22 protein-coding genes are annotated in these 16,939 nt (G+C 65.6%); all 22 read right to left on the reverse strand.

The window, feature by feature from the left end:
- Nucleotides 1–44: 44 nt before the first annotated feature.
- Complete coding sequence (locus NDB2M1_RS04230; protein WP_072379767.1) at nucleotides 45–674, reverse strand: phage protein Gp37; 630 nt, start codon at nucleotides 672–674, stop codon at nucleotides 45–47.
- A complete protein-coding gene (locus NDB2M1_RS04235; protein ID WP_083554642.1) occupies nucleotides 671–1,177 on the reverse strand; it encodes a phage virion morphogenesis protein in 507 nt (168 codons plus the stop codon). Before NDB2M1_RS04235 ends, NDB2M1_RS04230 begins: the two co-directional genes overlap by 4 nt.
- Entirely contained in the window at nucleotides 1,177–1,599 is a 423-nt protein-coding gene (locus tag NDB2M1_RS04240) for a gp436 family protein (protein WP_072379769.1), read from the reverse strand. Before NDB2M1_RS04240 ends, NDB2M1_RS04235 begins: the two co-directional genes overlap by 1 nt.
- Before the next feature lie 70 nt (nucleotides 1,600–1,669).
- Nucleotides 1,670–2,323, reverse strand: a complete 654-nt coding sequence (locus tag NDB2M1_RS04245) for a hypothetical protein (protein WP_072379771.1) — start codon at nucleotides 2,321–2,323, stop codon at nucleotides 1,670–1,672.
- Nucleotides 2,311–3,207 carry a Mu-like prophage major head subunit gpT family protein gene (locus tag NDB2M1_RS04250; protein WP_072379774.1) on the reverse strand — a complete coding sequence of 299 codons (897 nt, stop codon included), beginning with the start codon at nucleotides 3,205–3,207 and terminating at the stop codon, nucleotides 2,311–2,313. The genes NDB2M1_RS04245 and NDB2M1_RS04250 overlap by 13 nt, the downstream gene beginning before the upstream one ends.
- A gap of 14 nt (nucleotides 3,208–3,221) precedes the next feature.
- Nucleotides 3,222–3,632: a hypothetical protein gene (locus tag NDB2M1_RS04255; RefSeq protein WP_072379776.1), complete on the reverse strand. Its 411-nt coding sequence runs from the start codon at nucleotides 3,630–3,632 to the stop codon at nucleotides 3,222–3,224.
- Nucleotide 3,633: 1 nt separating this feature from the next.
- On the reverse strand, nucleotides 3,634–4,668 hold the full coding sequence (locus tag NDB2M1_RS04260; protein ID WP_072379778.1) for a phage protease: 1,035 nt from the start codon (nucleotides 4,666–4,668) through the stop codon (nucleotides 3,634–3,636).
- 274 nt (nucleotides 4,669–4,942) lie between these two features.
- Complete coding sequence (locus NDB2M1_RS04265; RefSeq protein WP_072379780.1) at nucleotides 4,943–6,706, reverse strand: phage head morphogenesis protein; 1,764 nt, start codon at nucleotides 6,704–6,706, stop codon at nucleotides 4,943–4,945.
- Between the two features lie 2 nt (nucleotides 6,707–6,708).
- Nucleotides 6,709–7,266 (reverse strand): hypothetical protein, encoded by a 558-nt coding sequence (locus NDB2M1_RS04270; protein WP_072379782.1) that lies wholly within the window; start codon nucleotides 7,264–7,266, stop codon nucleotides 6,709–6,711.
- Between the two features lie 4 nt (nucleotides 7,267–7,270).
- On the reverse strand, nucleotides 7,271–8,977 hold the full coding sequence (locus tag NDB2M1_RS04275; protein ID WP_072379784.1) for a DUF935 domain-containing protein: 1,707 nt from the start codon (nucleotides 8,975–8,977) through the stop codon (nucleotides 7,271–7,273).
- Entirely contained in the window at nucleotides 8,967–9,146 is a 180-nt protein-coding gene (locus NDB2M1_RS04280; protein ID WP_072379786.1) for a hypothetical protein, read from the reverse strand. Before NDB2M1_RS04280 ends, NDB2M1_RS04275 begins: the two co-directional genes overlap by 11 nt.
- Complete coding sequence (locus NDB2M1_RS04285) at nucleotides 9,146–10,702, reverse strand: terminase large subunit domain-containing protein (RefSeq protein WP_072379788.1); 1,557 nt, start codon at nucleotides 10,700–10,702, stop codon at nucleotides 9,146–9,148. The genes NDB2M1_RS04280 and NDB2M1_RS04285 overlap by 1 nt, the downstream gene beginning before the upstream one ends.
- Nucleotides 10,699–11,079 carry a ubiquitination-like system serine protease family protein gene (locus tag NDB2M1_RS04290; protein ID WP_072379790.1) on the reverse strand — a complete coding sequence of 127 codons (381 nt, stop codon included), beginning with the start codon at nucleotides 11,077–11,079 and terminating at the stop codon, nucleotides 10,699–10,701. The genes NDB2M1_RS04285 and NDB2M1_RS04290 overlap by 4 nt, the downstream gene beginning before the upstream one ends.
- Nucleotides 11,076–11,387 (reverse strand): hypothetical protein, encoded by a 312-nt coding sequence (locus NDB2M1_RS04295; RefSeq protein ID WP_072379793.1) that lies wholly within the window; start codon nucleotides 11,385–11,387, stop codon nucleotides 11,076–11,078. Before NDB2M1_RS04295 ends, NDB2M1_RS04290 begins: the two co-directional genes overlap by 4 nt.
- Nucleotides 11,384–11,662: a hypothetical protein gene (locus tag NDB2M1_RS04300; RefSeq protein WP_072379795.1), complete on the reverse strand. Its 279-nt coding sequence runs from the start codon at nucleotides 11,660–11,662 to the stop codon at nucleotides 11,384–11,386. The genes NDB2M1_RS04295 and NDB2M1_RS04300 overlap by 4 nt, the downstream gene beginning before the upstream one ends.
- A complete protein-coding gene (locus NDB2M1_RS04305) occupies nucleotides 11,662–12,249 on the reverse strand; it encodes a phage protein Gp27 family protein (protein WP_072379797.1) in 588 nt (195 codons plus the stop codon). Before NDB2M1_RS04305 ends, NDB2M1_RS04300 begins: the two co-directional genes overlap by 1 nt.
- A 10-nt stretch (nucleotides 12,250–12,259) precedes the next feature.
- Complete coding sequence (locus tag NDB2M1_RS04310; RefSeq protein ID WP_216233938.1) at nucleotides 12,260–12,571, reverse strand: VpaChn25_0724 family phage protein; 312 nt, start codon at nucleotides 12,569–12,571, stop codon at nucleotides 12,260–12,262.
- Nucleotides 12,568–12,939 (reverse strand): hypothetical protein, encoded by a 372-nt coding sequence (locus NDB2M1_RS04315; RefSeq protein WP_072379799.1) that lies wholly within the window; start codon nucleotides 12,937–12,939, stop codon nucleotides 12,568–12,570. Before NDB2M1_RS04315 ends, NDB2M1_RS04310 begins: the two co-directional genes overlap by 4 nt.
- Nucleotides 12,936–13,313 (reverse strand): hypothetical protein, encoded by a 378-nt coding sequence (locus NDB2M1_RS04320; protein ID WP_072379801.1) that lies wholly within the window; start codon nucleotides 13,311–13,313, stop codon nucleotides 12,936–12,938. Before NDB2M1_RS04320 ends, NDB2M1_RS04315 begins: the two co-directional genes overlap by 4 nt.
- A 51-nt stretch (nucleotides 13,314–13,364) precedes the next feature.
- Entirely contained in the window at nucleotides 13,365–14,129 is a 765-nt protein-coding gene (locus NDB2M1_RS04325; protein WP_072379803.1) for a hypothetical protein, read from the reverse strand.
- Nucleotides 14,130–14,133: 4 nt separating this feature from the next.
- A complete protein-coding gene (locus NDB2M1_RS04330) occupies nucleotides 14,134–16,212 on the reverse strand; it encodes a hypothetical protein (RefSeq protein ID WP_072379805.1) in 2,079 nt (692 codons plus the stop codon).
- On the reverse strand, nucleotides 16,209–16,886 hold the full coding sequence (locus NDB2M1_RS04335; RefSeq protein WP_072379806.1) for a glycoside hydrolase family 108 protein: 678 nt from the start codon (nucleotides 16,884–16,886) through the stop codon (nucleotides 16,209–16,211). Before NDB2M1_RS04335 ends, NDB2M1_RS04330 begins: the two co-directional genes overlap by 4 nt.
- Between the last annotated feature and the right edge of the window lie 53 nt (nucleotides 16,887–16,939).

Raw genomic sequence — 16,939 nt, forward strand, 5'->3', positions numbered from 1 at the left:
GGCTGAAAGCCGGGCGACAATGGGGGTGGCTTCAGGGCGCACGCTCATTGCGGCACCGCGATATCGTCGCGCGCATCGGCGCGGGCGGCAGGCAGCGGCGGGATTACGTTGCCGATCGGCGGCACATCCCAGTCGATATGCAGCTGCTCGAAACCTTCAGCTTCACTGCTGAAGCGGCCCATCGGGAAAGTGCAGCGCAGCTCGACCGCCATCAGCGAGAGGTTGTTCTTCGCCATCATTTCAGTGCGCTGGACGAGGCGGACACCGGCTACCGCGATCGAGCGGATCAGCCGGACGTTCGGTTCGTCCTCAAGCCAGTTGTCGGACAGGATGCGGAGGGCATCCTCGACCAGCTGATAGCTGCCCGGCTCGCTCTGCCCGTCAGGGCCGCCGTGACGCGTGGCGGTCTCGTTGCGCAGGTTCTGCGCCGCCAGGACAAGCGCGAACCGGCCGATGCCCTGGACGCCCTGGCCGTCGCCGAAATCCTGGCAATCATCGAGCGCGAGAAACGTGCACCACGCGGCGGGCGCGCGGATCTGGCCCTTCTTGTCCACGAAGTACTGGTCGAAGTCGTCCGGATAGGTGTCGAGCAGGCGGTATTTGTAGCCCAGCTCGCCGGCCTCTGACCGGGCACGCAACGCGCCGATGATGGCGTTCTCGATCGCGCCGATCATGCGCCGTCTCCCAGCTGCTGCCGCGTGTAATCCGCAGTCAGCGCGAGCAACTCGTTTTCGTCCTCGCTGGAGAGGCCAAGGAACGGCCGCGCCGGCATGGTGACCGACTTCACCCGGCGGACACCGAGACCGCCCGGCAGGCGGAAAGTCAGATACTCGCCGTTCTTCGCGCGGATGGTGCCGCCGAACTGGTGGATGCCGCCGTAGATCTTGTTGGTACCGACCTCGACGCTTTCGGGGCCAGCCTGCGACGTGATCGAGGAGCGCAGTTGCGCACGATCGGTCAAAGTTTTGCCGCCCTGCTGCCGTGCGCGCAGCGAAGGCTTCCAGCGCTGGCCATCGGGGCCGCGCTCATTCTCGAAGCGGTCGATCGTCGCGCTTTCAAGGTAGAGGCCGAAGCCTTCCATGAGCGGCTCGAGGTTGCCAAAGGCCTTGACCAGGCCCGCGAGCTTGCGCTCGATCGCGAGAGCACCTTCGGACGTGACGCGGAACGAGACCGACATCAGTAGCCGCTCAGGCTGTCGCGGGTGAAGCGCCGCTCCGGCCCGCTGGTCAGGATCTGGCCCGGGCGCGGCTGCGCCTCTTCGGTGCCCTGGTCGAGCTTGATGCTGCCGGCCGCGATCCGGCTCAGCGTGTCGAGCGCAAGCTTGCGGCGGTCCTCGACCCACTTGGGGAGGTCCGTCTTCCACAGCAGCGAGAAGGCATAGTCACAGGCGACGTCCTTCAGGATCGAGTTGCCGGCGAAGTTCCTTACGTCGCGGTAGCGCGCGGCGATGTAGCCGACGATCAGCGCGTCGGCCGAAGCGAGCTTCGCCTCGACCTTCTCTTCGTCCACCGCGCCGACGCCGGCGACATCGGTGAGCTGGACAAGGTCCGGCTCCTCGAAGCGCGCGCGCATGTCTGCGACGGTGGCAAAGGTGGACACGGCTCAGCTTCCTCGCTGGTAGAGAATGGGGGCCGGGCGGCGCGCCTGGCGGCGCCGCCCGGCAGCGCGGTCAGGCTTTGGCCTTTTCGCGCCTGGTGTTGGTCCGCTGCTTGGGCTCGGCGGCCGGGGAGGCGATTTCCTCCCCGGCCGGTTGGCTTTCGCTCGCGGGGGTATCGGGCTCCGCGACCGGGGCCGGAACAGTCGCCCCCGGTTGATGATCTTCGTCCGATGCAGCCTTCTGATCAGCTGCTGCCTCGTCCGCCTGTTCGCGATCATTCTCAGACGATGCCGCGGCCGCATCGTCTGCCCTTCCGGGATCGACAGCTTCGGTGCGTGCTGAGCCCAAAGCCTTCTCGCTTTCGTCCTCGGCAGGCGCGGCCGCGCCAGTCGGTTCGGATTGCGACCCGTCAGGGGTCTGAATTTGGAGGATCGCTTCCGGCGGATTGGCCGGGTCGACGCGCAGCTTCTCGGCTTCGAGCACGCCTTTCATTTCGGCGAGCACGTCGGCGTCCACCGGCAGCTCTTCGCTGCCGTTCACCAGCACGGTCTGCAGGAACGCATCCTCGCAGATCATGACCAGGCGAATGAACCCGGCGAGGCCTTCGCCCAGCTCCTCGAAAGCGATCTCGCGCGGGTTCGAGGAGAAGGCGAAGCCCGCGCGCCGACGCGAAGGCTGCAAAGCCTTCACGCGCAGCGCGCCGCCGATCGGCATCAGGCCAGCCACGGCACAACCTTGAGCGCGACCGAGCCCTGCCACACGTTTTCGGCGCCGGCGGCGTCGCGCGAGGCATTGACGATCTGCATCGCCTTCTTGCGGTGCACCGGCGGCACGATCAGCATCTTCGGCGTCGTGCCGAGCGGCCGGTCATAGTCGCCCTTCTGGCCTTCCATCATCGAGAACAGCGTCCCGAAGTTGTCCGGTGTCAGGTCCGCCTTGGAGGCGTAGCAGAGCTGCCACAGGCCGAAGCCGACGTTGTAGCGGGCGTCAACGCCGTAAAGGAATTCCTTGCGGCGGAAGACGTTCTCGTCGTCGGGTTTGTCCTTCGCCACGAAGTTCGGGCGCTGGCGGTTCTGGAAGATGATCGGCGAGATCTCGTGCGCCGTATCGACCAGGTACCAGGGCGCGAAAGCACCGTCGACGAAGTTGGCCACGGACTGCGGCGTGCCGGTCGCATCGAGCACCGGATGGTCCGTGTCGAAGAAGAACTGGCCATCGTAGCAGACGGTGCTGAAACCGTTCTTGAGCAGGCCCCAGGCAAGCTTCGGCGGGTGCGATGCGGTGGCTCGGCCCATCGCGCGGAAGCGCGTGGTGTACTGGCCGACGTTGTCGTCCTCGATGTCGTTGCGCTTGACCGCAACGGTCTGCTCCCAGTCCTTGTTGACGATCGAGTAGGTCGAGCCCTGGAGCTGGTTGACGACGCGGTCACCGACCCACTCGCGCATGTCGGGCAGTTCGCCCAGCCAGCCGTATTCTTCCTTGCCCGTGGTGCTGGGCACTTCCATCGCGATATCGCTGATGGACGTGTCCGCCACCAGGTCGACGCCGTTGGAGTACGCGGTGTTGAACGCGACGCCGAGCGTCTGGAGCGCTGCTCCGGTGATCTTCATGCTTCCTGCCCTCCTTAGGCGATCTTGACCCAGACACCCTGGGCATCGACGTCGACAACGATGCCGGCGGCGCTGCGGGTGTTGGTGCCGTTGGTCTTCGCCACGGTCTGATCGTCGACCACGTAGCAAGTGGTCCCGATCTCGGCCCTGGTGATGAGGTCGCCCGCCGCGCTGTTCGCGAAGCGAAACGTGCCCTTGCGGACCTCGACACTTACAGCGCCGTCGGCGCCGCTGGTGTTGTCGACGGTGGTCAGCGCGATGCCATCAGCCTTGAGGGTGGTGGCGACGGCGCCGGGCGTGGCAAAGCCGGTTGCACTGAGGCAGACCAGCGAGCCCTCGAAGATCTTCTTCGTGGCAGCGACGCCGCGAAGGAAGGTTTCCGCATCGCGCCGCGGCGTGACGCGGGCATCGGTAAGTGCCGCCATGTCAGAGGTTCCCTTCGTCGCGATGCTTGATGAAGTCGGCCTCGGTGAGCCCCATCATCGCGCAGATCGCCTTTTCGTCCTCGGTGAGCTTGCCCTTCTCAGGCTTCGGCTCGCCGGTGATCGCAGCGCCGGCCGGGAACGGCACGGCGGCGGCGAGGTAAGAATTGAGCGCAGCCTCGTCCTTCTTGCCGAGATCGATCGCCCACTCCTTCATCGCCGGGGGCAGCTTGCCATTGGCCACGGCAGCCTCGACCGAGGCGAGGACACGGTCCTCCTCGAGACGGGCAAGCCGCGCCTGCAGCTGGTCATATCCGGCCTTGGGCACGAACTGCGCCGGATCCGGCTTTGCCGCTTTCACTGCCTGCACGGCGGCGAGGACCGCTTCGCTGCCGGCGTCGGCACCAAGGCCGAGTTCGGTGCGGGCAGCATTGAGGGCAGCTTCGCTGCCATCACGGTCGGCCTTGAGCTTCCCGATCGCGGCGAGGACTTCCGTCTCGCCGGCCGAGCTTGCCAGGGCCAGCGCCGCGACAAGCGGCGCCAGGGCAATCATGGTCATGGTAGGGTCTTCTCCTGCAGGTGCGCTGGCCCGCATGTGGGCAAGCGCTGGAAGATCGAGGTTCGGGGTGTTGGTGAGGCCGGCGTTGACCAGGCGCGTCACTTCGCGGGTCACCTTGTCGACGCGGAAATAGGGGCTGATGTAGCGGTACTGCCGCGCGGCGAGCTCGGCTTCGGCCTGCGGCGTCCAGTCGACGCTCGCCCAAATGCCGTCCTCACGGATATCGAGCTTGCTGACCCAGCCGGCCGCCAGGGCGCGGCCCTTGCCCTCGGGCGCCGCCAGTTCCGACGCGTGATCGTAGTCGATCATCATGTCGACACCGCCCAGCATCTGGCGGGTGAAGTTGAGCACCTTCTCGGCATGCGCCTCGTCGCGCATGATCCACGGCCCGCGGCCATCGCGGCCGTAGAACGGATTGCCGTAGGGAAGGACGAGGAACTCGCGCTTCACCTTCCCGTCGGCGCCGATCAGCTCCTGCATCGAAGCAAGAGCCGCCTCTTCATTTGCCAGGGAAGGATGCGCGGGCCGGGTCATGAACCCGGCTGTACCGAGGCGCCGCGTGGCCCCGTTACATGCCGACCGACATAGACGTCAGCAAGGCGGCGCGCTCCCCGTGCTTACGCACAGAAAGCCGGTTTAGCCAAGCCGATTGAACGGACCTTCGCGAAGGTGTAAGGCAAGCCCAGCCGCCTGACGTTTCGGACGTGGGGCCTTGGGCTCCATCTTCGGATCGAGCATGTAGGCACGCGGTCTCTCAGCCCTTTCCCTTCCGGCGTGCCCTGGCCTCCCTGGCAAGCATTTTGCGCAGCTTGGCCTGCGCATCGCGGTTCAGCTTCTTGCCGCCGGGCCGATCCTCATGGACCGACACGATAATCACCTTGTCGGCCGACACGTCGGCAATGATCGCCAGCTTCACGCCCTGATGCGGCACCACTGCCTTGAGCCGCGGCATCATGCGATGCCCGATCCCGCTCCGCTCGATGGTATCGGCACGGCTCATAAGCCGGTGGCTGTCCATCAACAGCCGCCCGGTGATTGGCAGCTCACCGGAAATCGCCGCGACATCCGGGCCGTGAGCCCCGATGATATGAGCGGCAAAGGTGTGATCGAGCACGATGCTGCGGCCGGCAATATCGATGCCGCCGGCCTTGCCCTTGCCCGCCGCTGCTGAAGAGACTGCGCCGACCCGGGTGCGCTTGAACGGCTTGACGTCGCCAGCGCGCTTCGCATCCTTCATTGCAGCCAGCGCCTGCGCCCGATCAGGCCGGGACCACTGGCCCGCGCCACCGGTTGACGCAAATCGTCCCTTGCGATCGCGAACGTAGCGACTGCGCTTTGCGTTGATTTCGCCCTGGTCCGCAGTCCACACGGCCTTGCCCGAGGCAAGCCCGCGCGTACTGCCGGCCCGCCAGCGCCAGAAGCTGCCACCGATATCGACTGCGCCGCCGGCCGCGGCATAGCGCCGGACCAGCAGCAGGCGCCCATCCTCACCTTTGACCCAAACCCACGCTATGCTGTCCGGCTGAAGCAGCACGCCGGCCGCCGCCTCGAGCGCTCGCAGCTCGCCCGCCTTGAGCTTAATCATGCGCCCGGTCGGGCCGCGCAGCAGCCCCAGCGAGATCGCCGCCGGCCAGCCCGCCGCGTCCTGCCAGATCTTGCCCTTCGTCGCGGCCGCCTTGTCGCCAAGGCCGAACGCATCGAAGAACGGCTTAACCCGGGCAAACTCGCGATCGGAGAACGCCGCGGCATTAAGCTCGCCCATGTCGCCGCCCAGGCGCGGCGCTGGCGCAAGCCCGTCAAGCGGCGCCTTGCCTACGTTGTAGCCCCACCCGGGATCGATCCCGGCCTCGACGCGGATCACTTCGCCGGTGCGCTTGTTGACGTAGCTGCGCTCGACAAATTTGGGCGGTGCCTCGCTCTTCCAGTTGCGCCGCTCCATGATCCGCCGGTTGATCGGCTGCCCGTCGCACCGGCAGCCCCAGCCGCATGGCGGGAAGTGCGTGTCCCACCAGGGATCGTCGACGGGCAGGATCGTGCCATGCCAGGCGTGGTGCTGAGGCCGCTCACGCCCGTCGAGCACCGAGACATAGCGGATGAACGGGAACAGCGCCTTGCCCTTCTCGATCCGCTGCCAGCGCCCGGCCATGTAGCTCGTGCGAAGGTTGGTTTCGTAGATCGTGCGCAGCCGCGCCGGACTGCCGAGCTGGACAACCTTCTGCTCTCCCGTCGCGGGATCGGTCATCAGCTTCTTGCCCCACCACCCTTTGGCGAAGAGCTTGGGCGCCAGGTCCTTGGCGAACTGCTGCAGCGTCTGCCCTTCCGCCAGCGCCGTATCGACGGCGCCGCGAATATCCTCGAGCAGATCCCGGCTCATCGCCTTGGCGACCGTGAATGCGCGGATATTCTCCTCCGCCCACACGTCGCGCCAGTCGAAGGCGATCTCCCAGCCCTTGGCGCGGAAGAACGCGATCGCCTCGGCAGGATCGAGGCGCGGAAGGGGCTCGGCAGCGCCGGACATCGCTATCCCCGCTTGCTTGCGCCGCTTGTGAGCAGCGGCCTGCCAGCTGCATCAGCGATCGCGGCCTCGCCGGCGAGCAACACGCCGGCGATTGTCCAGGCATAGCCGCGATATTGGACTGATCCGAGCACATTCGCCCGAAAGCCGCTGACCACGCCCAGCGCGAGATGATGGCCGGCCTGCGCCGCCAGTGCATCGACGCAAGCCTTTGCATTGCGGGTGTACCAGGCACGGCGAACAGGCAGCCAGTCTGCATCATTTGCAACTGTCGGCGCGAACCAGTGGAACACGGTCGCATCGCTGGCGGTCGGCGTCGTAAAGTCGAACAGCGCGGCCGGGAGGATTTCCGGCTCGATCTCCACGCGATCGCCACCGCCAAGCTCCACGCCGGCGCTCACCAGCAGGCCGCGCGGCGACAGCAACGTGTCATAATCGAAGCGCGGCGTATCGGCTGCAGCGGCCGTAAGCGTGCCGGCGGCGTTGCGATAAGCAGCCGCTTCCGAACGACCGAACGCAAAGGCTAGATCGAAGTCAGCCTGGCGAAGGTTTGACGCACCCACCAGCCTATTCCCCCGACGGCTGCGGACTGGCCAACCCGGCAATCCGCGCGGCGAACTGCCCCTTGGCGAGCATGGCGGCGAAGGCGTCGACATCCATCTCGCCAAGCACGTCGACTAGGCGCGACTGCAGCTCGCCAAGATCGCCGCAATCACCGATCAGCGTCTCCACGGGATCGAGCAGCGGGTTGATCAGGGCCTCCCAGTCGCCCAGCGCTTCCTCCGTGGTCAGTGCGATCGCGTCGGGCTCGCGCTCGCCATTGCCGGCACCGCCATCAGCCCCACCCGATTTTGCACTGTTGAGAGCGGGCTCGCTTGCCCCGCCAGCGGGTTTAAGAGGCCTTGAGAGCATAGCCGCGCCCGTTTTGCCGGGGACAGGGCCTCCAGGCGCTCCAGCGGGCGTTTGCGGGGCATCTCCTGCGGGTGCCGGATCGGGCTTCATCCCAGTTCCAGGCATCAGGATCTTGCCGCCGGCTTTCGCCCCCGGCAGGCCGGCGCGCTCGCGCACTTCCTCCGCGTCGATCTCCACGCCCATCTCTGCCAGCGCAGAAGCAGACTTGACCATGCTGTCCACGTCGACCGGATCGGGCCGGCCGATCTTGAGGCGCGGATACTTGCCGCGCATGCCGCGGTTGAGCATCACCAGCGGCACCACGAGGTCCCGGTTCAGCGTGGCTGCCAGCAGCTTGGCGTCGGCCCGCTCGATATCGCCGCGCACGTCGTTGTGGACGTTGGCCTGGCCGGAGCCGAGCCCGCCCGCCTGTGCATCGGTGGTGTTTGTCTGCCCGAGCACAGCCTTGCTGATCTGCAGGTCGAAATACTCGGCATGGCTGCGCCACAGATCGTTGGGCGCGGTGCCCGCCTTGCGATCGACGAACTCGACCGACATGGTCTCCGGGAAGGCAGCCGCCGCATCCGAGCCGAGCTGGTAGAGCGCCCGCTCGAGGATCGACTTGTTCTCCTCGCTCTCGTTCGGGCCATACTTCCCGATGCGGATCGGATGGCCATACGCCTCGAGGAAGGTCACCCAGTCCTTGATCGCGAAGTTCTTGAACATGTAGCCCCACGCCGCGATGCGGGCGAGGCCGCTGCGGATCGGCAGCCCGCTCTTGGCCGGGTGGAAGTGCGTGATGAACTTGGCTGCGGGCAGCGGTGTGGACTCGCCGATGCCTTCCTCGCCGCCGCGCAGCAGCAGGGTCTCGCCGTCCGTCCGGTCGAACTCAAACCAGCGTGGATCGCGCCACTTGAGCAGCTTGGGTGTCCACTGCGATGAAGTGGTTTCCCAGATCAGCTCGACCGTGCTCACGCCCTTGCCGATGGCGTCGAGGATGTCGAACAGCTCGCTTTCGAGGAGATCTCGGTCGAGCCAGTCCTCGACCAGCTTGGCGTCTTCCTTCGCCTGGGCACTGTCGTCGGCCGGCTCCACCTCGATCGGCAGCTGCGAAACGGCGCGCTTGCGGGTGCCCAGCACCGACAGATAATGGAGGTCCTTCTCCTCCATTTCCTCCGCCAGCTCGAAGTACGCGATCGCGTTGCCGTCCTCGGCCGCGCGCAGGATCGTCCCCAGCTTGCCGGGATCGAGCCCTTGTGCCGGATGCCCGGACTGGATCGTGCGAACCGAGGCGCGCGAGGGTTTGGCGATCTCGCGGGTAAGCGCCTCGCGGATCAGCGGGCGGCCGTAGGGATCGACCAGCGGTGGCGGATTACTTGCCATCGAAGATGCCCTCGCCGCCTGCCGCGTTGGCGACCCAGAGGAACGCGGTTTCAAACTGGGTCCGCGCGACTGCAAGCGAACGCGCACTCGTACCCGGCGTGTCCTTGATCTTTTCGAGCAGCTGCTGCACCGCGCCGATCGCGTTCGCGACCTCTGTTTCCAACTCCATTACCAAGCTCCCGGAAAGCCAAAGCGGGTGCCGCGCGTCTCGCGGCCGATATCGTCAGGGTGAACCCAGCCGGGCTGCCCGCGCTTCGGCCCGCCCTCGAAACGGCCGCCCACGCGGATGCCGCGATACTCGTAGAGCGCGCCCGCCATGTCGCAGGCCTGGCTCATCAGGGCATAGGCCCAGAATTCGTCGGCGTGGACGGTGCCGTCGTTGACGATGCGGATGCCGCCCGACTCTTCCGACCCGATCTTCTTGATCGCCATCAGGTCGGCGCGCGTCACCGGGTCTATGCGCGTGCGGATCTTGCGCTGCTGGAAGCGCCGGGCGAGACCAAGGGCAAGGTCCACCCGGTTGGGGCCGGTCAGCAGCACGCCGACAACGCGGGTGGCGCCGTGCTTGCGGATCTGGTCCTCGACCACCTTTTCGCCCATGCCGGTCTGGTCGACCCGCGCCTGCACCATGCGGCGATCCTGGAAGCGTGCGTCGAACCAGGCGTCCTGATGCGCGAATGTCTGGCCGATCTCGCGGTATCCGTCGCGCTCCCACAGCACGTCGCCCAGCAGCTCGCCCACGATCTGGATCTGGCCATCGCGCCGGCGCGCCACGTCGCGGCCCATGTAGCAGAGCCCGCCCTGGTAAAGCTCCGGGATCCCGCAGTCGGCATGTTCGGCCGCAAGGATATCCTCAAGGCTGATGAGCGAGCCCGAGCCCATCTTGGGAATGCAGTCGAGTTCCTCTTCCGCATCCGCACCATAGGCGGCGCGGATATCGGCTTCCCACTCGGCTGCGGGCGGCAGCTCGTTGCCCTTCGTCTTTGCGACGAGGCTGACCCGCTCGTAGAGGCCGGACTGCATGGCGTCGCTGAAGGTGATCTTCAGGGTATCGCCCTTGCGCTTGCCCGCCTTGATCTCGTCGAGCAGCACGTTGAACGGGTTCGACACGCCGTCATGCGTGGAAATCACCACCACCTGGCCGCCCCAGATCAGCAGCGCCATCGCCGACTTGATGACCTCGTTCACGTTCTTGTGGAACGCTGCCTCGTCGATGATGACGATGCCCTGCTTGCCGCGCAGGGCACGCGGCACACTGGGCAGCGCCGTGATGCGGAAGCCCGATGCAAAGCGGATCGAGAACGCCTTGACGCCCTGTTCCTTGCCGTTGTCGTCGGTGTAGAGGACTTCCTCTTCCTCGACATCGCCGGCGACGTGGCCGAACGCCCTGGCCCACATGGCGCAGACCTCGATGAACTCGAGCGTCATGTCCTTGTCGTAGCCCATGTACCAGACGTTCTGGCCGCCGGCGTCGACCGAGCTCGCGGCCTTGAGCGCGGCGTAGGCACCCATCCCCCACGTGAGCCCGATGCGGCGGGACTTCTCGATCACCAGCAGCGCGGTACCGGCGAACAGCATGTTCACCGCGCGCTGCTGGTAGCCGAGCAGCAGGTCTCCCTTGGGCAGGCGCATGATCGCGTTTTCCGAAGCCGCGCGATCGCCCTGGATCTCGCGCGCCCGGATCAGCGCATCGCGTTTCGCCTGGTCTTCGGGAGAGAGTTTCATTGCGCCCTCTCCGCGAGCGGCACCATATCGACGATCTGGCCGGCCAGTTCGTGCGAGCAATCAGCTAGGAACTCGATCTTGCCGCTGCGGACATAGCAATGGCATTGCCTGCAGCGAAAGCCCCAGTCCTCTTCGCTGGGATTTGGAGTGCACCAGCAGGGCTCGCCCTGTTTCCAGTTCGGTGCGAAGTGGCCGCCGCGGACCAGGACGCTCGGCTCGAAAGTCGGCACATCAGGGTTGCCGTCCCAACGCCAGTTCTGGCCCGGGTTGTGAACACTGGCTACCGGGATATGGTGCGTTTCCCGGCAACCGGGGCAAAACCATTGGACATAGCCCGGCGAAACCTCTGCCAGAACGGGAGAGAGCAGCTTGGTCACGCCCCATCGTCCCAGTCACTGTCGCCGATGGTATCGTGAACGCGCGCGAAGCCCGCCGCCTCGTCGATGATGAACCTGCCAGACATGCCGCCGATCGGCGGGCCCTTCGGCTCGAAGTAGATGCCGGCTGTGCCGCAGCGAACGCGCTTGCTGCCGAGCACCTTGCGATCGGTGCGCTCCATCTCGATCGACGTCGCGACACGCGATCGGCGCTGGTTGCGTGCCGGGTTCCAGTTGCTCGCCACAGGGCGGCCGCACTGGACCTTGCCCTGCAGGTGCACGCAGTCGGTGCAGCTGGGCGAGCTCATGCCGCCTTGCCTTTGATCGTCCCGCGCCAGTTCACCCGGTAGGACGAAAGCCTGATTTTCCCACCGCGAGGCTGAGTAAAGAACAGCTCGACCGTCCATCCATTGTCATAGGTGGCGCGCGCTCGGCGCGGATTGCCCTGCCCGTCGCGCCAACCGATCAGGCTGGAAAGCACCGCGTCCTCGCCCACCGGGGCTAGATCCTTGAGCAGGCCGACGATTTCGCCGTCCGCCGACATCTTGAAGCGCACGAGCTTCTGCGAAGGCTTGCGCGCCATCACCCGTCACTCCCCAGCACCGCGTAGCGGATCGCCTCGACGGTATCGCGCGACAGGCCCTTGGTCCGCGCCGCGCTGACTGCCTTCTCAGCCGCCTCTCTCGTCGCCTTCTCCGCCGCGCGCTTCTCGGCCTTCTCGATCAGGTCCATGTCCGTCTTGCGGGTGAGCGCGATCGAGCGGAGCGCGTCGGCGAAGTCCTTGGCGTCCTTCGGCCCCAGCTGGATGCCTTCGCCGTCCTTGGCCGCCAGCATCAGCTTGAACATGTTCGCCTGCAGCAGCTGCGAATTGAGGTCGAGCATCCTGCTCTGATCGGCGCCGCCCGCTTCCTTCGCGATCGCTTCGGCATAGATCCGCGTCTCGCGCAGATCCGCGCTCACATCCTCAATCGAGCGGACATGCCGGCCGAGCGCCGAACGGCTGACATGGCCCTGGCCGAGCTTGACCAGCTGCTCGCGGATCTCGTCGATCGTCCAGCCCTGATCGATCCGCAGCTTGCTGATCAGCTCGCGGATTTCCGGATCGAGCCGGTCGATCGTCGAAGGCGTCCGCTTGCGGCGCGCCTTGGCAGCGGCGGGTGAGAGGCCCATGGTAGGCGCCTCAGCGGCTCGGGCTCGGGCGCTGCACACCCGCAATCACCGACCGGCCCTTCGCCACGTCGCTGCCGCGCTCGGACAGGGTGACAACGAGGAGACCGCTGCCCGCCGCCTGGTACGTCACCAGGCGCTGTTCCTGCAGCCATTCGACATGCCCGCGGATCTGCGATCGCGTGGCGCTAAGGCCCACGGCATTGACCGCATCATGGAGCACGCTGTCGTTGGCGCAGTAGCCCGGCTGCTCATCCAGCAGCCGGAGGATAGCGAGGCGGACATGGCCATCGTGCACGGCCGCGAAGTCCTGGGAGATGCTCACTTGCTCATGCCCCTTTCAACGATGAAGTCGTAGAGCCGGTCGACCTGGCGGCGCGTGTGCTCGATGTCGGCATGCTGGGCGGCCACGCTTTCGCGCAGATTGCCGACCTCGCGCTTGAGCTCGGCCACGTCGCGCTCCATGCGCTGCAGGTCGAACGATTTGGCCGAGCTGCTCTCGAGGCCCACCACCTGTCGCTCGATCTCGTCGACTTTGCCGGTCAGGATGCCGACCTTGCTCTTGACCTCGCGCACCTGCCGCCCGAGCGAGCCGGTCGTTTCCGGGTTGGCCGCGCCGCCCTTGAAAATGGCGACGGCAATGCCGGCGATGATGAAGCCGATGATGGCCAGCTCGAGCCAGCTTTCGCTCATGGTGTACGGTCCTTGTTGGAAAGCGCCGTGATGAGGCGCGCGGCAAACTCGCGCACCTGGCTGCCCACGAGCTCGATGAGGGAGAAACCCGAGAAGCCGAGCCCGATCGCAATTACGAAGGCGAAGAGCGCCGGCGGCCGGCTGTCGATGATCCAGATTTCGACGGTCAGGAGCATGATCGCCGAAACAACGAGGAACAGCGGGAGCTGCAGCGTACTTTCCTGTCGCCGCGCCAGAGGGCGAGCTAGGATCACACCGAGCGCGCCGAGCACACATGTGGCGAGCGGGATGGATACCCCGCCGATCGGCACGACGAACGCGTCGGCAAGTCGCGGCGCCGGATCCGCTACCGACGCAACCGTAAGCGCAGGCAACCATCCAATGGCAAACTTCGGGGCGGACAAGGGATAAATCACATACCGCTCCTAGATCGCGAACGCGTAGCCCTGCGCAGCCAGGAACGCCTTGACCTTGGCGTAGATCGTGTCGATCTCGCCAGCGGTCATGACGCGGTTGTAAAAGGCCTCGCTGCAGATGCTGATGCCGCCCGCATCGCTGGTGTTCGGCGTCCGCCGCCCCATCATGAACAATTTGCCCGAGGGCAGGATCACTGCCGGCGAAGGCGTGGCCGTGGCGGTGAGCATCGCAGTGGCGGCGCTCCTGCGGTATGACTTCACCTGGGCCGCACTGTAGGAGACCGCAAAGAACGTCCAGGCGTTTGCCGCCCCGGCGATTATCGGATTGGCGCTGCCGGTCGGACCGTCGGCGTCATACTGGTGGGGAGAGAACGATCCGCTTGTGGAAATCCACGCGCGAAAGCCCGAAAGATCGCTGGGATGCTCCGCAGAGAACAGCGAGCCATTCGCCGCACCGTTCCCTCGCGCAACGCCGCAGAAGGTCCACTCGTTCGCCGTTCCGGCCGCGAGGAGCTCGGTGTCAGTGAATGGCGTTTCGTAGTAGTTGGTCGCGTCCGGCGTGGCGAAGCCGCTGCCCAGCGTCGGTGCGCCGGTCTGGGTGCGCTTGCGGCTGTGGAAGCTGTAGTCGTAGTGCGCGCTGTCGGCCATCTTCTGGCCGTTCCCGAAGAAGAACGCACCATACAGAGAATTGCCGCCGATATTCGGCCAGCTCTCGCCATAATAGGGCGAACCTGCCGGTGCAGTAACGCCCTTCAAAGTCTGCAACAGTGCCATGATCTTACCCTACAGTGATGCGGTGGATGGGTGCCCAGTTGAAGAGCGGCTTGTTGATCCCCGAGGGATCAAAGACAGCGGGATCGCTGTCGCGCAGGCATCCGCGCGAGCCGGTAACGCGGCCGGCAGGACTTCCGCTTGCACCCCCCTTGTGCGCATAGTCGACACGAATTGCGCCCGCCGGAATGTCGCTACTCGTCGTGAGTAAAACCGTTCGGCGGCGCAGGCCGACGATCGATACCGCAGAGATCGGTACTTCGGTCGAGCCCGAGTACAGATTGAAACCTCGCTGGCCGGGATCGCTGACATTCACCGTATCGATCACCAGAGGCCCGACCGGAACGTCATACTCGATCGCCACGGTGCGCGGGCCATCCTGCCAGGCACGAAGCGGGTTGATCCACTTGTGCCTGACGCCCCGCGCCGTGCGTTGCAGCGCCCGCCCTGCCATCGCGCCCGCCAACTTAACATCAGTCGCACTAAGCAGGTGCGAGCCGACCCCGTTGGCGCCGTAGTCGTACTGGTACATCGCCCCGGCGAGAACATAGTTCGCATCGCTGTTGCAGATCGCCAGCGCCTGTCGCGCGATCGCCGGGTCCGCAACGTTGTAGTACTGGTGGCTGGCGACCTGCGTCATGATGATCTTGACGCCCGTCTTCCGGCCAAATCTCGCCTGGCAGTATGCTTCGAACGGCTTTCGTATCCCGTTCTCGATCTGCGAATACCACAGCGTCGGCGCAGTTCCGTTGGCGATGTCCTGCTCACCTTGGCAATAGACCAGATGCACCACGTCGGGCACCTTGGCACCGGCACGCGCGAGCGTGTCGATCGCGTCGATCGCGGACTTTAACCGAGGGAACCAGGTTCCTCCGTCCGAGAGTTCGGAGGCGCTTTTGCCGCCTTCCGCAGCGACCGAAAGGATGAGGTTCACCCCATCATCCGTCATCGCGTAGCCGGCCTCGCTCGCGAAGAACTGGGCAAAGGCTTCGCCGACTCCACGTCCGGCGCTTTCCACGCCGGACTCGCGCGCCGCGACCAGCGAGGCGAGGTTGGTCGAGACCGAGTAATCGAAACCGGCCATACCTGCGTTGAACATCAGCAGTCCGCCGCCGGAATAGGTCCCGGTGCTGATGGCCGTCGTATCGAAGCCGCGGAAAACCGACTGCCCATAGACCATCGCTGCAAGGTAATCGCCGGCGGGAATGTAGATTGTGGGATCTGTTGCCGTGGTCGCGCCCAAGGCATCCGTCATGCTCTTCCACGCGACGCCATCGTGGAGGTCGATCAGGAAGCCATCCTTGTCGACCTTGGCGTATGCGAAGGCATCGGTCTCGATAGTCACATGGCTGATCAGATCGAGCAGATAGGTCTGGTTGGGCGATTGGCGCAGGAAATCGTTGCCGAGTAGCTCGATGAGGAAGCCATCATTGTCGACCACAGCCATGGCAAAGGCATCGGTTTCGATATTCACTACGATGCCGGAAACTGCGCCGACAAGATCGCTTGCCGTTTGACTGTCCAGATCGCCAGTACGCTGCCACCCCGCCGGACTAGCTGAATAAGTGTAGTCTCCGGCGTTCTTGACGGTGCCTCCCACGACAGGATCGGTATGCGTGCCAGTGTCGCTTGCCCTCACGCGCGCACGGTCACCGGAGACCATACCAGTCGCCGCCGACAGCGCAGCCCAGGTCGGGAATGGCAATGCATTGCCCGAACGCACACGAGATGCCTCTGATGCAGTGGCCGCAGTCTCTGCCGCGACCTTTGCCGCAAGCGACAGAGTATCAAACTGCTCCCACGCGCCTGCGCCACTTATGCCCGTCTTGCGGTACCAGCCGTTGAGAGACGACGTTGGATCATTGAAAACGAGCGCGACCTCGTCCGCCGCATGCGCCAGATCGGTATCCAGCAACGCCTTGGTCGCCTTGGTCAGGTTAGCCGCAATCAATTTGCCCAGCAGCTTGTTGAAGGCCAGTTTCTGAATTGGGCCACCCGGCGCAAAGACCAGGGCGAAGAGGTCATCACTGGGCTGCGCGCGCTCGCCCAGCTGGTCGGGGCTGACGGTCTGAAGTGGTTCGGTCATGCGCGGCCCAGCCTTTCAGCGCGGGCAAGCCAGCCCCGCTCAAACCGCTTCTGCGCGGGGAAGCGGCGAACGATTGCCCGGTACCGCTCGCGCACCGCATCGCGGTACGCCGTCACCAGCGCTGGCATGGCCAGACTGTTGAACAGCAGGACCTCGCGCATCGCCTTGCGCGTCTTCTCCCCGATCACGCCGTCCACCTTGAGCAGACCGACGGAAATCTTGCTCGCCGGCATCAGGAGCAGGCAGTTGTTGATCGCGCGCTGCAGCAGTTTGCGGGCGGCCAGGGCGCCGCCGTTGACGGCCTGATCGAACAGCATCTCGCCCACCGGAGCCGGGAAGCTGTCGGCCTCTAGCGTCAGCCAGAAGCACCGGTGGTAGAGGTAGATCGCATCGCCGACTGTCAGGGCGCGGATATCGGCGCCGTCGATATCGCCGTCGAAGTCCAGGTCGAAATCGGCCTTGCCGTCGCCGTCCTCGTCAAAGGCGCCCTCTGCGGCAAGGAAGCGGAGCGATACGCCGTATTTCGTCTCGCCCCCGCGATCGACCGGATCGTTGACGTGGCCGCCCTCGATGTCGAGCAGTTCCCGCACGGCAGCTGCGTAGCGGTCGGAGTATCCCTGCACGACGATGATTTCGTCGAGGCTGGCGTTGGTGGCTGGAGAAGCGCTTTGCATGCCGCCCGGATAGGGTGGCGGGCGCTCGCCGCGTTATATGTCCACCGACAGCA

Source organism: Novosphingobium sp. NDB2Meth1 (assembly GCF_900117425.1).
GTDB lineage: Bacteria > Pseudomonadota > Alphaproteobacteria > Sphingomonadales > Sphingomonadaceae > Novosphingobium.